Genomic DNA, 14772 nt, shown 5'->3' on the forward strand with positions numbered 1-14772 from the left:
GCCCGCGAAGGGCCTTGATAGGGTCTACTTGACCTGCCCCAGGTTCGCCTCACTCATATCCAGCTCACCCAGTACTTGCCGCACCACCTCATCCCCCACCAGGTGCTGACGATGCAGGTTATACAATTCCAGCCGCTGCGCCCTCAGGGCACGCAAGCGTAAACGCCGCTCCAGCAAGTCCATCTGTGCGGCCAGGGCCTTGGCTTCGGCACTGTCGTCGTAGCTTTCCAGCTCATCCCGGTATTCAGCCATCAAGCGCGCCTTCAACTCGGTCGCCAACGTTGCCTGCGCAGCATCCTGCGGTGCGTTGCTGTCGATCACCTCTTCTGCCTCCAAGGCATGAATCGCCGCCTCGGCCGTGCGCCGCCAGGCTTCCTGCACTTCCTGGTGCAAGCGCTCGTCCGGGCTCTTGGTCACCCCGCGCAGTAATATCGGCAGCGCGATGCAGGCGCTGATCAACGACAGCAGGATTACCCCCGCAGCAATGAAGATAAGCAGATCACGCTCCGGGAAAGCGGTGCCAGCCCCTATCAGCAACGGGATCGACATGACACCCGCCAGGGTGACAGCGCCGCGCACACCCCCCAAGGTCAGCAACCAGCAGGAACGCGCCGTAGGCATCAGCACCAGTGCCGGCTTGCCGCGCCAGCGACGGACCACACCGATCGAGCGCCAGATACTCTGGACCCAGATGAACCGCAACATAATCAGTGCGGCAAAGATCGCCACCACGTCCAGGCAGCGGTAGGCCAATGTCGGCCAGAGGGTCGCTTCGTGGCTGACCACAGCCTTGATGATGTCTGGCAACTGCAAGCCCAACAACAGGAAGATCAGGCCATTGAAGGCAAACTCCAGCAACGACCAGACACTGCGGTTGAGCAGGCGGGTACTGGTCTGACGCGGCAGCAGGTCGAGCCAGCTCTGCATCATGCCGGCCGCCACTGCCGAGAGAATACCCGAAACGCCCAAACGCTCGGCCAGCACGTAGGCTGCGAACGGCAGCAGCAACATGAACACCACATGGGTAGCCGGATCGTCCCAGCCCCGGGTGATCATCCACATGCGCAGGCGACCGATCAACCAACTCAGTACCACGCCCACCGCAAGGCCGCCCAGTGCGACCAACACGAAGCTGAAGCTGGCGTCAGCCAACGAAAACACCCCGGTGATCGCCGCCGCCAAGGCGAACTTGAAGGTTACCAGGCCCGACGCGTCGTTCATCAGCGCCTCGCCCTGCAGCATGTGCATCAGGGGAGTGGGCAGGCGGTCCTGGGCAATGGCTGAAACGGCCACGGCGTCGGTCGGCGAAAGCACTGCGGCCAGGGCGAAGGCCACCGGCAACGGGATGCTCGGCAGCAACCAGTGGATGAAGTAACCGGCGCCGACCACGGTGAACAACACCAGCCCCACGGCCAGCGCCACTACCGGGCCACGAATGCGCCATAACTCACGCTTGGGGATGCGCCAGCCGTCGGCGAACAGCAGCGGAGGCAGGAACAGGAACAGGAACAATTCGGGGTCAAGGGCTACATGCAGGCCCAGCGTCGGCCACGCCAGCAAGGCACCGGCGGCAATCTGTACCAGCGGCAATGGCAGCGGGATCACACGGCCGACCAGCTTCGACAGGCTGACCAGGGTCAGCAGGATGAGGACGGTGTAGGCGGACTGCATCCGGTAAGGCTTCCTTTGTGAACCAGAAACGACAACGGGGCGAAACATCGCCATTGAAACAATATGTTAGCGGCGATCGGCGAGCTGGGGCCGCTGCACGATAGTCGCAGGTGGCGGTTGAATATGTAACATGATGATACTTAGGTTTGATGGTAGGGCCTGCCTTGAGTCTTGTAGCGCCTGCGAGATCGAGCGCCGCCCGCGCGGCGCTTCGCGGGTAAACTCGCTCCTACGTTTGTTTCGGGCCAGTATCGCCTGTGCCAGACCCGCGCGACCGCCTTGTTTGTACGACGCGATATCGAGGCGTGCGCCAAGAGATCGAGCGCCGCCAGGTTCCCGGCTTAAAAGATTCAGCGCTTTTGAGATCGAGCGCCGCCCGCGAGGCGCTTCGCGGGTAAACCCGCTCCTACATTTGTTTCGGGCCAGTATCGCCTGTGCCAGACCCGCGCGACCGCCTTGTTTGTACGACGCGATATCGAGGCGTGCGCCAAGGCGTTCGCGCGCAAATGCCACAGGCATAACTGGCCCGAAACAAACGTAGGAGCGGGTTTACCCGCGAAGCGCCGCGCGGGCGGCGCTCGATCTCACAGGCGCTGAATCTCTTAAGCCAGGAACCTGGCGGCGCTCGATCTCAAACGCGCTACAAGACTCAAGGCAGACCTAACCACGCCCCATCAAAACCCAAGACTTGCACACCCGTGGCGCTCCCAGTCTCGTTCCCGCATAATCCCGCGACTGACATCGAAAAACGGAGAGATTGGGGCGACTTGTAACCCCAATGTACACAATGACCTACACGCTCTACGGCATCAAAGCCTGTGACACCATGAAAAAGGCGCGTACCTGGCTCGAAGACAAAGCCATCGCCTACGAATTCCATGATTACAAAACCCAAGGTATCGACCGTGACAGCCTGAACCGCTGGTGCGACGAACACGGCTGGGAAGTCATCCTCAACCGTGCCGGCACCACCTTCCGCAAGCTGGACGACGCCAGCAAGGCCAACCTCGACCAGGCCAAGGCCGTCGAGCTGATGCTGGCCCAGCCGTCGATGATCAAACGCCCGGTGCTCGACCTTGGCGCGCGTACCCTGGTTGGCTTCAAGCCCGACCTGTACGCCGCTGCCCTGGCCTGAGCCCCCACCCTATTTCGCACGAGGTAATCACATGTCCAATACCCTGTTCAGCCTGGCCTTCGGTGTCGGCTCCCAGAACCGCCAGGGCGCCTGGCTGGAAGTGTTCTACGCACAACCGCTGCTCAACCCGAGCGCCGAACTGGTTGCTGCAGTAGCCCCTGTTCTCGGTTACGAAGGTGGCAACCAGGCCATCGCCTTCAGCAACGCCCAGGCCGCACAACTGGCCGAAGCCCTGAAAGGCGTGGACGCTGCCCAGGCCGCCCTGCTGACCCGCTTGGCAGAGAGCCACAAGCCGCTGGTCGCCACCCTGCTGGCCGAAGACGCTGCCCTGAGCTCGACCCCAGAGGCCTACCTCAAGCTGCACCTGCTGTCGCACCGCCTGGTCAAGCCGCATGGCGTAAGCCTGGCCGGTATCTTCCCGCTGCTGCCGAACGTGGCCTGGACCAACCAGGGCGCGGTCGACCTGGGCGAACTGGCCGAGCTGCAACTGGAAGCACGCCTGAAGGGCGAGCTGCTGGAAGTGTTCTCGGTGGACAAGTTCCCGAAAATGACCGACTACGTGGTCCCGGCCGGCGTGCGTATCGCCGACACCGCCCGTGTGCGCCTGGGCGCCTACATTGGCGAAGGCACCACCATCATGCACGAAGGCTTCGTCAACTTTAACGCGGGTACCGAAGGCCCGGGCATGATCGAAGGCCGCGTTTCCGCTGGCGTATTCGTCGGCAAGGGCTCGGACCTGGGCGGCGGCTGCTCGACCATGGGCACCCTGTCCGGTGGCGGCAACATCGTCATCAAAGTCGGCGAAGGCTGCCTGATCGGCGCCAACGCCGGTATCGGTATTCCGTTGGGCGACCGCAACACCGTCGAAGCCGGCCTGTACATCACCGCGGGCACCAAGGTGAACCTGCTGGACGAGAACAACGAACTGGTCAAAGTGGTCAAGGCCCGCGACCTGGCCGGCCAGACCGACCTGCTGTTCCGCCGCAACTCGCTGAACGGCGCGGTAGAGTGCAAGACCCACAAGTCGGCCATCGAGCTGAACGAAGCGCTGCACGCTCACAACTGAGAACCCTGCCGGGTTTGAGGTGTTAAGATCGGGTCTGGCGCCAATGCACCAGACCCGATTTTCATTCCAGGCCTCGCAAACATGTTCCAGCCCTCTCCCTGGCGTGCCGACTTCCCCGCCATCGCCGCCCTGCAACGGCAGCACCAGACCTATCTGGACAGCGCCGCCACCACCCAGAAGCCGCAAGCCCTGCTCGATGCCCTGAGCCATTACTACGGCCATGGCGCAGCCAACGTGCACCGTGCCCAGCATTTGCCAGGTGCGCTGGCGACCCAGGCCTTCGAAACCAGCCGCGACAAGGTCGCCACCTGGCTCAATGCCGCAGACTCGCGGCAGATCGTGTTCACCCACGGCGCCACCTCGGCACTGAACCTGCTGGCCTATGGCCTGGAGCACCGCCTCGAAGCCGGTGACGAAATTGCCATCAGTGCCCTGGAGCACCATGCCAACCTGTTGCCCTGGCAACAGCTGGCGCACCGGCGCAACCTGCGCCTGGTGGTGCTGCCACTGGACGCCCAGGGTCGTATCGACCAGGACCAGGCACTGCAACTGATCGGCCCGCGCACCCGAGTACTCGCCATCAGCCAGCTGTCCAACGTGCTGGGTACCTGGCAACCGCTGCCTGCGCTGCTGGCCCATGCCCGCGCCCAGGGCGCGCTGACGGTGGTTGATGGTGCCCAGGGCGTGGTGCATGGTCGCCAGGACATGCAGCAACTGGGCTGCGACTTCTATGTGTTTTCCAGCCACAAGCTGTACGGTCCGGACGGCGTCGGCGTGCTCTATGGCCGCGCCCAGGCCCTGAAGCTGTTGCGCCACTGGCAGTTCGGTGGCGAGATGGTGCAGCTGGCCGAGTACCACAGCGCCAGCTTCCGTCCCGCGCCCCTGGGCTTCGAAGCGGGTACGCCGCCGATTGCCGGGGTGATCGGCCTGGGTGCAACGCTGGACTACCTGGCCAGCCTCGATGCCCATGCGGTCGCAGCGCATGAAGCCAGCCTGCACCAGCACCTGCTGCGTGGCCTGGGCGACCGCGAGGGCGTGAGGGTGTTGGGCGCACCGCAGACGGCCCTGGCCAGTTTCGTCATCGAGGGCGTGCACAACGCCGATATCGCTCATTTGCTGACTGAACAGGGCATTGCCGTGCGTGCCGGTCACCACTGTGCCATGCCACTGCTGAAGGGGCTGGGGCTGGAGGGCGCGATACGGGTATCGCTGGGTTTGTACAACGACAGCGATGACGTGCAGCGTTTCTTCGACGCGCTGGACCAAGGCCTGGAGCTGTTGCGATGAGCCTGCCGGAACAGGCGCACCAAGCGCTGGAAGCGTTTCAACAGGGCAAAGGCTGGGAACAGCGTGCGCGGCTGTTGATGCAGTGGGGTGACCGCCTGGAGCCGCTGGCTGATGCCGAAAAGACCGAGGCCAACCGGGTGCATGGCTGCGAGAGCCTGGTGTGGCTGGTGGCCGAGCAGATCGAGGGCGTGTGGTGGTTCAAGGCCAGCAGCGATGCCCGCTTGTTGCGTGGGCTGCTGGCGCTGTTGCTGGTGCGGGTGCAGGGACTGGCCAGTGAGGAGCTGGCCGGGATTGATCTGCGCGAGTGGTTTACCCAGCTCGGGCTGGAACGCCAACTGTCGCCGTCGCGCAGCAATGGGCTGCATGCGGTGTTGCAGCGGATGGCGGAGTTGGCATCCAACCGCTGAATCGGCGCCGGTTTCTTCGCGGGCCTGCCCGCTCCCACAGGTACGGCATCATGCTTGAGAGAGATGCAATACCTGTAGCGGGCGGGCCCGCGAAGACGCCCACGCGGTCTATTCAGGCTTGACCCGTTCCGACGGCCGGCGCGCTCCAGCCACCAGTTTTTCTATCGCCTTGCTCGCCGCTACCATGCCAAAGGTCGCAGTCACCATCATCACCGCGCCAAAGCCACCCGAGCAGTCCAGCCGCACGCCTTCACCGACAAAGCTTTTCTGCAGGCAAACACTGCCATCACCCTTGGGGTAACGCAGCTGTTCACTGGAGAACACGCACGGCACGCCATAGTTACGGCTGACATTACGCGAGAAGTTGTAGTCGCGGCGCAGGGTGGAACGCACCCGTGAAGCCAATGGGTCGTTGAAGGTCTTGCTCAGGTCGGCGATCTGGATCTGCGTCGGGTCGATCTGCCCACCCGCGCCACCGGTAGTGACAATGGCAATCTTGCGCCGCCGACACCAGGCGATCAGCGCCGCCTTGGCCATGACGCTGTCGATGCAGTCGATCACGCAGTCGAGGTGCTCGGTGATGTACTCGGCCATGGTCTCGCGGGTGACGAAGTCGGCCACCGCATGCACCGTACACCCTGGGTTGATCGCCCGCAGGCGCTCGGCCATGACCTCGACCTTGGGCCGCCCCACCTGCCCTTCCAGCGCATGGGCCTGGCGGTTGGTGTTGCTGACGCAGACATCGTCCAGGTCGAACAGGGTAATCTCGCCCACGCCGCTGCGTGCCAGGGCTTCGGCCACCCACGAGCCCACCCCGCCAATACCGACCACAGCCACATGGGCCTGGCCCAGACGTTGCAGCCCCTGGTCGCCATACAGCCGGGCAACGCCGGCAAAGCGTGGATCTTCTGTGCTCATGTTCATACCCCAAAAAACCGGCGCGCATTATATGCCAGTGAACCCTTGGCCTGCATCGTTAGGAAAGAGACTGCCAACCCTGCTTTAATGTCCTATCACTTCCACATGAATGGACGACGATGTCTTCACGTAAATTCGGCCTGAACCTGGTAGTGGTGCTGGCCATCGCCGCACTGTTCACCGGGTTCTGGGCACTGATCAACCGCCCGGTCTCCGCCCCCGCCTGGCCAGAACAGATCTCTGGCTTTTCGTATTCGCCGTTCCGCCTGGGCGAAAGCCCACAGAAGGGTCAGTACCCCACCGACGACGAAATGCGTCAGGACCTGGAGCAACTGAGCAAACTGACCGACAGCATCCGTATCTATACCGTGGAAGGCACCCAGGCCGACGTCCCGCGCCTGGCCGAGGAGTTCGGCCTGCGGGTGACGCTGGGGATATGGATCAGCCCGGACCTGGAGCGCAACGAGCGCGAAATCGCCACGGCCATCCAGCTGGCCAACACGTCGCGCAGCGTGGTGCGGGTGGTGGTCGGCAACGAGGCGCTGTTCCGTGAAGAAGTCACACCGGAAAACCTGATCAAATACCTGGACCGCGTACGCGCAGCCGTGAAGGTGCCCGTGACCACCAGTGAACAATGGCACATCTGGAAGGAACATCCTGAGCTGGCCAGGCACGTCGACCTGATTGCCGCGCACATCCTGCCCTACTGGGAGTTCGTGCCGATGAAGGATTCGGTCGAGTTCGTCCTCGACCGCGCCCGTGAACTGAAGCACCAGTTCCCGCGCAAACCCCTGCTGCTGTCGGAAGTCGGCTGGCCGAGCAACGGCCGCATGCGCGGTGGTGCCGATGCCACACAGGCCGACCAGGCCATCTACTTGCGCACCCTGGTCAATACCCTCAACCGCCGTGGCTACAACTACTTTGTCATTGAAGCCTATGACCAACCCTGGAAGGCCAGCGACGAAGGGTCGGTAGGCGCCTACTGGGGCGTCTACAACGCCGAGCGCCAGCAGAAGTTCAACTTCGACGGCCCTGTGGTGGCGATCCCGCAGTGGCGGGCCCTGGCAGTGGCGTCGGTGGTGCTGGCAATGATCGCCCTGATGGTGCTGTTCATCGATGGCTCGGCCCTGCGCCAGCGTGGCCGTACCTTCCTGACGTTCATCACCTTCCTGTGCGGGTCGGTACTGGTGTGGATCGCCTATGACTACAGCCAGCAATACAGCACCTGGTTCAGCCTGACCGTGGGCGTGCTGCTGGCCCTCGGCGCGCTGGGCGTGTTCATCGTGCTGCTCACCGAGGCCCACGAACTGGCCGAGGCGGTCTGGATACACAAGCGCCGACGCGAATTCCTGCCCGTGCAGGCCGACAGTGCCTACCGGCCCAAGGTGTCGGTGCATGTGCCGTGCTACAACGAACCACCTGAGATGGTAAAACAGACCCTGGACGCCCTGGCCGCCCTGGACTACCCCGACTACGAAGTGCTGGTGATCGACAACAACACCAAGGACCCGGCCGTGTGGGAGCCACTCAAGGCCCACTGCGAGAAGCTTGGCGAGCGCTTCAAGTTCTTCCACGTCGCGCCGCTGGCCGGCTTCAAGGGCGGTGCGTTGAACTACCTGATCCCGCACACGGCAAAGGACGCCGAAGTGATCGCGGTTATCGACTCGGACTACTGCGTGGACCGCAACTGGCTCAAGCACATGGTGCCGCACTTCGCCGACCCGAAAATTGCCGTGGTGCAGTCACCGCAGGATTACCGCGACCAGCACGAAAGCGCCTTCAAGAAGCTGTGCTACAGCGAATACAAAGGCTTCTTCCACATCGGTATGGTTACCCGCAACGACCGTGACGCGATCATCCAGCACGGCACCATGACCATGACCCGGCGCAGCGTGCTGGAAGAACTGGGCTGGGCCGAGTGGTGCATCTGCGAGGACGCCGAACTGGGCCTGCGTGTGTTCGAGAAAGGCCTGTCCGCCGCCTACGCCCACAACAGCTACGGCAAGGGCCTGATGCCCGACACCTTCATCGACTTCAAGAAGCAACGCTTCCGCTGGGCCTACGGCGCCATCCAGATCATCAAGCACCACGCCGGCGCGCTGCTGCGCGGCAAAGGCAGCCAGCTGACCCGTGGCCAGCGCTACCACTTCCTGGCCGGCTGGCTACCGTGGATCGCCGATGGCATGAACATCTTCTTCACCATCGGCGCGCTGTTGTGGTCGGCGGCGATGATCATCGTGCCGCATCGGGTCGATCCGCCCCTGATGATCTTCGCCATCCCGCCGCTGGCGCTGTTCTTCTTCAAGGTCGGCAAGATCATCTTCCTGTACCGCCGAGCGGTGGGGGTGAACCTCAAGGATGCCTTCGCAGCTGCGCTGGCCGGGCTGGCGCTGTCGCACACCATCGCCAAGGCGGTACTGTATGGTTTCTTCACCAGCAGCATGCCGTTCTTCCGCACACCGAAGAACGCTGACAGCCATGGGTTGCTGGTGGCGATTTCCGAAGCCCGTGAAGAGCTGTTCATCATGTTGCTGCTGTGGGGCGCGGCGCTGGGCATCTACCTGGTTCAGGGGCTGCCGAGCTCGGACATGCGCTTCTGGGTGGCGATGTTGCTGGTGCAGTCGTTGCCTTATGTGGCAGCGCTGGTGATGGCGTTCCTGTCGTCGCTGCCCAAGCCCGCAGAAAAGGCTGCCCAAGCGCAGCAGGCTTGAGATTGCCGGGGCTGACCTGTGCAGCCCATTCGCGGGCACGCCCGCTNGGAGCGGGCGTGCCCGCGAATGGGCCGTGCTGCCCGAAACCATTTGATATAAGATAACGCCCCTCAGATTTCCCCGCCTTGCCTTGCCCCGGAGTCCCCCATGACGGCCCCTGCCGAGCTCTCGCCTACCCTTCAACTGGCCTGCGACCTGATCCGTCGCCCCTCGGTCACCCCCGTCGACGCCGATTGCCAGGCGCAGATGATGAACCGTCTGGGCGCCGTCGGTTTCCAGCTGGAGCCGATGCGCATTGAAGACGTCGACAACTTCTGGGCCACCCACGGCAGCCAGGACGGCCCGGTACTGTGTTTTGCCGGCCACACCGACGTGGTGCCTACCGGCCCGGTCCAGCAATGGCAGCATGAACCCTTCGAGGCACTGATCGACGCCGACGGCATGCTCTGTGGCCGTGGCGCCGCCGACATGAAGGGCAGCCTGGCGTCCATGGTCATCGCCAGCGAGCGCTTCGTGCAGGACTACCCGAACCACCGCGGCAAGGTCGCGTTTCTGATCACCAGCGACGAGGAAGGCCCGGCTCACCACGGCACCAAGGCGGTGGTCGAGCGCCTGAAAGCGCGCAACGAGCGTCTGGACTGGTGCATCGTCGGCGAACCGTCCAGCACCACCTTGCTGGGTGACGTGGTCAAGAACGGTCGCCGTGGTTCGCTGGGCGCCAAGCTGACCATACGCGGCAAACAGGGCCATGTGGCCTACCCGCATCTGGCGCGCAACCCGATCCACCTGGCCGCCCCGGCCCTGGCGGAACTGGCTGCCGAGCATTGGGACGAAGGCAATGCGTTCTTCCCACCCACCAGCTTCCAGATCTCCAACCTCAATTCCGGCACCGGCGCCACCAACGTGGTCCCGGGCGAGCTGACCGCGCTGTTCAACTTCCGCTTTTCCACCGAGTCCACCGTTGAAGGCTTGCAGGCGCGGGTGTCGGCGATTCTCGACAAGCATGAACTGGACTGGTCGGTCGACTGGGCATTGTCTGGCCTGCCGTTCCTGACCGAACCAGGCGAGCTGCTCGACGCCGTGGCGGCCAGCATCAAGGGCGTCACCGGTCGCGATACCCAGCCCTCCACCAGCGGCGGCACCTCCGATGGTCGCTTCATCGCAACCATGGGCACCCAGGTGGTCGAACTCGGCCCGGTCAACGCCACCATCCACCAGGTTGACGAGCGGATCCTGGCCAGCGACCTCGATCTGCTGACCGAAATCTACTACCAGACCCTGGTCCGGTTGCTCGCCTGATGCTTGCCTGCCCGCTTTGCCAGGCGCCGCTGAGCCGGCTCGACAATGGTGTGGTGTGCCCGGCCGGCCACCGCTTCGACCGCGCCCGCCAGGGTTACCTGAACCTGCTGCCGGTGCAGCACAAGAACAGCCGCGACCCCGGTGACAACCAGGCCATGGTCGAGGCACGCCGCGACTTTCTCGACGCCGGCCATTACGCGCCAGTCGCCCGCCGCCTGGCCGAGCTGGCCGCCGAGCGCCAGCCTGGCGCCTGGCTGGACATCGGCTGCGGCGAGGGTTACTACACCGCACAGATCGCCCAGGCCTTGCCGGCCGCCGACGGCTATGCGCTGGACATCTCCCGCGAAGCGGTCAAGCGCGCCTGCCGCCGAGCATCGGCGGTCACCTGGATGGTCGCCAGCATGGCCCGCGTGCCGCTGACCGACGCCAGCTGCCAGTTCATCGCCAGCGTTTTCAGCCCGCTGGACTGGGCCGAGGCCAAGCGTTTGCTCAGCCCCGGCGGCGGCCTGATGCGGGTCGGCCCGACCAGCGGCCACCTGATGGAACTGCGTGAAGTGCTCTACGATGAAGTACGCCCTTACGCCGACGACAAGCACCTGGCCCTGGTCCCTGAAGGCATGGCCCATGCACACAGCGAAACCCTCGAGTTCCGCCTGAGCCTGGCCGCGCCCAAGGCCCGCGCCGATCTGCTGGCCATGACCCCACACGGCTGGCGCGCCAGCGCCGAAAAACGTGCCCGGGTGATCGACCAGCCCGAGCCGTTCGAGGTCACGGTTTCCATGCGTTATGACTATTTCGTGCGCCAAGACTGAGCACACCCGGAGCCCTTATGCGTCAACCTGATATCGAGATCTACCTGAAGGACGCCGACGTCGACCACAAGCAGATTGCCGAGTGGCTCGCCCAGGCAATCGGCCCGTGCACCGAGTGGAAGCAGAAAGGCCATACCTTCAAATGCCAGGCCGGTAACATTCCGGTCACTTGGTTACCCAAGGCTGTAGGGAAATGGAACAGCCTGTACCTGGAAAGCGACCAGACGCCGTGGGCCGATGACGTTGCCTGCGCCCGCGCCGCATTTGCCGCGCTGGGTGTGGAAGTGCGCTGTGCGCCGGGTGGCTGGGTTGAGGAAGACGGGGAAGAAGATGCTGACCGCTGGGTCCGCATCAGCGCCGACGGTGAAGAGGAAATCACCTGGCGTACATCATGAAACGGCAGGCTTGCTCGTTTCTGTAGGAGCGGGTTTACCCGCGAACACGGGCCACGCCCGTGGCAGCCACCGTGGTGGCTGCTTCGCGGGCAAGCCCGCTCCTACGGCTTGAAACCAGAGGCTCAGAGGCCCACTACGTCTTCGGCTTGCAGGCCTTTCTGGCCCTGCACGCAGGCGTACTCCACCCGCTGCCCTTCGACCAGGGTACGATGCCCCTCACCGCGAATCGCCCGATAGTGGACGAACACATCCGCACCACCTTCGCGCTGAATGAAGCCATAACCCTTGGCATCGTTGAACCACTTTACATTCCCAGTCTCACGAGACGACATCTGAACTACTCCGGATTTTTATTGTGAAGATCGCCTTGCAGGCATGAGGTCACCTGCCCCGTGCCAACGCCGCTTGCCGAAATATCCTGCAAGTGGCAGGCCGAGTATATGACACAGAACAAAAAAAATTGATGACGGCGCCGCCGTTGGCCGAATTTTGCTGAACTTACGCCGATACGGCAGACTAAATAGCAGAATACCCACCTGAACATCACACCCAGGGCACACACCCCATGACCCGTTCCCCCCTGCACCGCCTGATCTTCGGCGGCCTGCGTCGCCTGTTGTACCTGTGGGTGCGCTCCGAGACCATCAACCAGTCTTCCATGACCCTCAACCTCGACCGCAGCCGGCCGGTGTTCTATGCGCTGCCCTCGCCCGCGCTCACCGACCTGGCCGTGCTCGACCACGAGTGCACCAAGGCGGGGCTACCGCGCCCGGTGCTGCCGGTAGCTGTCGGCCCACTGCAGGAACCCGCCGCGTTCTTCTACCTGACCCCCGACCCGGACTGGCTCGGCCGCCAGGACAAAAGCGGCGCCCCGCCCACCCTCGAACGCCTGGTGGCTGCCGTCAGCCAGCATGCTGAAGAAGATGCGCAGATCATTCCTGTCAGCGTGTTCTGGGGCCAGACCCCGGCCAGCGAGTCCAGCCCCTGGAAGCTGCTGTTCGCCGACAGCTGGGCGGTAACCGGGCGCCTGCGCCGGCTGCTGACCGTACTGATCCTGGGGCGCAAGACCCGGGTACAGTTCTCCGCGCCAATCCACCTGCGCGAGCTGGTGCAGCACAACAAAGGCCACGAGCGCACCGTGCGCATGGCCCAGCGCCTGATGCGCGTGCACTTTCGCAACCTCAAGGCTGCCGTCATCGGCCCGGACATCTCGCACCGACGCACCCTGGTCAAAGGCCTGGTCCATGCCCCGCAAGTGCGCCAGGCGATTGCCGACGAAGCGCAGCGCGAGAACCTTCCGCTGGCCAAAGCCGAGGCCCAGGCACTGCGCTATGGCAACGAGATAGCCTCGGACTACACCTATACCGCCATCCGCTTCCTCGAAGTGGTGCTCAGCTGGTTCTGGAACAAGATCTACGACGGCATCAAGGTCAACCACATCGAACAGGTGCAGGGTATCGCCCCTGGCCATGAAGTGATCTACGTGCCGTGCCACCGCAGCCACATCGACTACCTGCTGCTGTCGTACCTGCTGTTCCGCAACGGCCTCACTCCGCCGCACGTGGCAGCAGGCATCAACCTCAACATGCCGGTGGTGGGTAACCTGCTACGCCGTGGTGGCGCCTTCTTCATGCGCCGCACGTTCAAGGGCAACCCGCTTTACACGGCGGTGTTCAATGAGTACCTGCATACCCTGTACACCAAGGGCTTCCCGGTCGAGTACTTCGTCGAAGGCGGCCGCTCGCGCACCGGGCGCATGTTGCAGCCGCGCACCGGGATGCTGGCCATTACCCTGCGCAGCTTCTTGCGTTCGTCGCGTACGCCAATCGTGTTCGTGCCGGTGTACATCGGCTACGAGCGCGTGCTTGAAGGCCGTACCTACCTGGGCGAACTGCGCGGCGCCAGCAAGAAGAAGGAGTCGGTGCTGGACATCTTCAAGGTGTTCGGCGCACTCAAGCAGCGCTTTGGCCAGGTCTACGTCAACTTCGGCGAACCCATCCGCCTGGCTGGCTTCCTCGACCAGCAGCAGCCCGGCTGGCGTGAACAGGATCACGGTCCGCAGTACCGGCCGGACTGGCTCAACGCCACCACCGCCCGCCTGGGAGAAACCGTGGCCCGCCACCTCAACGAGGCGGCGGCCATCAACCCGGTCAACCTGGTGGCCCTGGCACTGCTGTCCACCAGCCGCCTTGCCCTGGACGAGCGCGCCCTGACCCGCGTTCTCGACCTGTACCTGGCGCTGCTGCGCCAAGTGCCCTACTCGCCGCACACCACCCTGCCCGAGGGCGACGGCCAGGCACTGATCGAACATGTGCGCAGCATGAACCTGGTGGCCGAGCAGAAGGACGCCCTGGGCCGCATCCTCTACCTGGATGAAGGCAACGCGGTGCTGATGACCTACTACCGCAACAACGTGCTGCACATCTTCGCCCTGCCGGCGCTGCTGGCCAGCTTCTTCCTCAGCAGTTCACGCATGAGCCGCCAACTGCTGGGCCAGTATGTGCACGCGCTTTACCCCTACCTACAGGCCGAACTGTTCCTGCGCTGGACGCCAGAACAGCTGGACGAGGTCATCGACCAATGGCTGGTCGCGCTGGTGGAACAGGGCCTGCTGCGCCAGGACAACGACCTGTACGTGCGCCCGGCGCCCAGCTCGCGGCAGTTCGTGTTGCTGACCCTGCTCGCCCGCACCATCACCCAGACCCTGCAGCGCTTCTACATGGCCACCTCGCTGCTGATCAACAGCGGGCAGAACAGCCTGAGCGCCGAAGCGCTGGAAGACCTGTGCGTGATGATGGCCCAACGCCTGTCGATCCTGCATGGCCTGAACGCACCGGAGTTCTTCGACAAGACGCTGTTCCGCCACTTCATCCAGACCCTGCTCCAGCAAGGGGTGCTGCACGCCGATGCGCAAGGCAAGCTGGGTTATCACGACAAGCTCGGCGAGCTGGCCGAGGGCGTGGCCAAGCGAGTACTGTCGGCCGAGCTGCGCCTGTCGATCCGCCAGGTGGCCCTGCACCGTGACGACGGGCTGGAAACTTCGACCCTCTAACGGTTCATCGGTCGGCAAA

General features: G+C 63.8%; 12 protein-coding genes. 9 read left to right on the top strand and 3 right to left on the bottom strand.

What is annotated here, in order from left to right; all coding sequences use genetic code 11:
• Positions 1-24: 24 nt before the first annotated feature.
• Entirely contained in the window at positions 25-1671 is a 1647-nt protein-coding gene (locus tag ACTJJN_RS20065; protein WP_440781556.1) for a Na+/H+ antiporter, read from the bottom strand.
• Positions 1672-2458: 787 nt separating this feature from the next.
• Between ACTJJN_RS20065 and ACTJJN_RS20070 the strand changes: the two genes are divergently transcribed.
• The 4 genes from ACTJJN_RS20070 to ACTJJN_RS20085 all read left to right on the top strand — a co-directional run bounded on the left by ACTJJN_RS20070 (position 2459) and on the right by ACTJJN_RS20085 (position 5566).
• Positions 2459-2806 (top strand): ArsC family reductase, encoded by a 348-nt coding sequence (locus tag ACTJJN_RS20070; protein ID WP_041168523.1) that lies wholly within the window; start codon positions 2459-2461, stop codon positions 2804-2806.
• A 31-nt stretch (positions 2807-2837) separates the two neighbouring features.
• On the top strand, positions 2838-3872 hold the full coding sequence (gene dapD, locus ACTJJN_RS20075) for a 2,3,4,5-tetrahydropyridine-2,6-dicarboxylate N-succinyltransferase (RefSeq protein ID WP_004574732.1): 1035 nt from the start codon (positions 2838-2840) through the stop codon (positions 3870-3872).
• Positions 3873-3953: 81 nt separating this feature from the next.
• Complete coding sequence (locus tag ACTJJN_RS20080) at positions 3954-5159, top strand: cysteine desulfurase (protein WP_012053549.1); 1206 nt, start codon at positions 3954-3956, stop codon at positions 5157-5159.
• The gene (locus ACTJJN_RS20085) at positions 5156-5566 is read left to right on the top strand and encodes a SufE family protein (protein ID WP_012053550.1); all 411 of its coding nucleotides are present in this window, start codon (positions 5156-5158) and stop codon (positions 5564-5566) included. Before ACTJJN_RS20080 ends, ACTJJN_RS20085 begins: the two co-directional genes overlap by 4 nt.
• Before the next feature lie 108 nt (positions 5567-5674).
• Here the strand turns inward: ACTJJN_RS20085 and tcdA are convergent, their stop codons facing one another.
• The gene (tcdA, locus tag ACTJJN_RS20090) at positions 5675-6484 is read right to left on the bottom strand and encodes a tRNA cyclic N6-threonylcarbamoyladenosine(37) synthase TcdA (RefSeq protein ID WP_012053551.1); all 810 of its coding nucleotides are present in this window, start codon (positions 6482-6484) and stop codon (positions 5675-5677) included.
• Positions 6485-6603: 119 nt separating this feature from the next.
• Here tcdA and ACTJJN_RS20095 point away from each other — a divergent pair, with 119 nt between their 5' ends.
• From ACTJJN_RS20095 to ACTJJN_RS20110, 4 genes are all read left to right on the top strand, one after another.
• Positions 6604-9195, top strand: coding sequence for a glycosyltransferase (locus tag ACTJJN_RS20095; protein ID WP_012053552.1), 2592 nt, complete (start codon positions 6604-6606; stop codon positions 9193-9195).
• A 147-nt stretch (positions 9196-9342) separates the two neighbouring features.
• Positions 9343-10494, top strand: coding sequence for a succinyl-diaminopimelate desuccinylase (dapE, locus tag ACTJJN_RS20100; RefSeq protein ID WP_004574734.1), 1152 nt, complete (start codon positions 9343-9345; stop codon positions 10492-10494).
• On the top strand, positions 10494-11306 hold the full coding sequence (locus ACTJJN_RS20105) for a putative RNA methyltransferase (protein WP_012053553.1): 813 nt from the start codon (positions 10494-10496) through the stop codon (positions 11304-11306). Before dapE ends, ACTJJN_RS20105 begins: the two co-directional genes overlap by 1 nt.
• Positions 11307-11323: 17 nt before the next feature.
• The gene (locus ACTJJN_RS20110) at positions 11324-11701 is read left to right on the top strand and encodes a hypothetical protein (RefSeq protein WP_010952612.1); all 378 of its coding nucleotides are present in this window, start codon (positions 11324-11326) and stop codon (positions 11699-11701) included.
• A gap of 122 nt (positions 11702-11823) precedes the next feature.
• Here ACTJJN_RS20110 and ACTJJN_RS20115 read toward each other — a convergent pair whose 3' ends face one another.
• Complete coding sequence (locus ACTJJN_RS20115) at positions 11824-12033, bottom strand: cold-shock protein (protein ID WP_003252255.1); 210 nt, start codon at positions 12031-12033, stop codon at positions 11824-11826.
• A gap of 233 nt (positions 12034-12266) precedes the next feature.
• On the opposite strand from ACTJJN_RS20115, the gene plsB reads away from it, so the two are divergent.
• Positions 12267-14753, top strand: coding sequence for a glycerol-3-phosphate 1-O-acyltransferase PlsB (gene plsB, locus ACTJJN_RS20120; RefSeq protein ID WP_088513361.1), 2487 nt, complete (start codon positions 12267-12269; stop codon positions 14751-14753).
• Positions 14754-14772 lie beyond the last annotated feature (19 nt).

This window comes from Pseudomonas sp. 22515 (assembly GCF_052044625.1).
GTDB classification, from domain to species: Bacteria; Pseudomonadota; Gammaproteobacteria; order Pseudomonadales; family Pseudomonadaceae; genus Aquipseudomonas; species Aquipseudomonas alloputida.

What these genes read in the sequence shown, in the direction of transcription:
- ACTJJN_RS20115 (WP_003252255.1), bottom strand. Translation starts at nt 12,033, where the DNA reads ATGTCGTCTCGTGAGACTGGGAATGTAAAGTGGTTCAACGATGCCAAG.
- ACTJJN_RS20085 (WP_012053550.1), top strand. Translation starts at nt 5,156, where the DNA reads ATGAGCCTGCCGGAACAGGCGCACCAAGCGCTGGAAGCGTTTCAACAG.
- ACTJJN_RS20095 (WP_012053552.1), top strand. Translation starts at nt 6,604, where the DNA reads ATGTCTTCACGTAAATTCGGCCTGAACCTGGTAGTGGTGCTGGCCATC.
- tcdA (WP_012053551.1), bottom strand. Translation starts at nt 6,484, where the DNA reads ATGAGCACAGAAGATCCACGCTTTGCCGGCGTTGCCCGGCTGTATGGC.
- ACTJJN_RS20065 (WP_440781556.1), bottom strand. Translation starts at nt 1,671, where the DNA reads ATGCAGTCCGCCTACACCGTCCTCATCCTGCTGACCCTGGTCAGCCTG.
- ACTJJN_RS20110 (WP_010952612.1), top strand. Translation starts at nt 11,324, where the DNA reads ATGCGTCAACCTGATATCGAGATCTACCTGAAGGACGCCGACGTCGAC.
- ACTJJN_RS20105 (WP_012053553.1), top strand. Translation starts at nt 10,494, where the DNA reads ATGCTTGCCTGCCCGCTTTGCCAGGCGCCGCTGAGCCGGCTCGACAAT.
- ACTJJN_RS20080 (WP_012053549.1), top strand. Translation starts at nt 3,954, where the DNA reads ATGTTCCAGCCCTCTCCCTGGCGTGCCGACTTCCCCGCCATCGCCGCC.
- dapD (WP_004574732.1), top strand. Translation starts at nt 2,838, where the DNA reads ATGTCCAATACCCTGTTCAGCCTGGCCTTCGGTGTCGGCTCCCAGAAC.
- dapE (WP_004574734.1), top strand. Translation starts at nt 9,343, where the DNA reads ATGACGGCCCCTGCCGAGCTCTCGCCTACCCTTCAACTGGCCTGCGAC.
- ACTJJN_RS20070 (WP_041168523.1), top strand. Translation starts at nt 2,459, where the DNA reads ATGACCTACACGCTCTACGGCATCAAAGCCTGTGACACCATGAAAAAG.
- plsB (WP_088513361.1), top strand. Translation starts at nt 12,267, where the DNA reads ATGACCCGTTCCCCCCTGCACCGCCTGATCTTCGGCGGCCTGCGTCGC.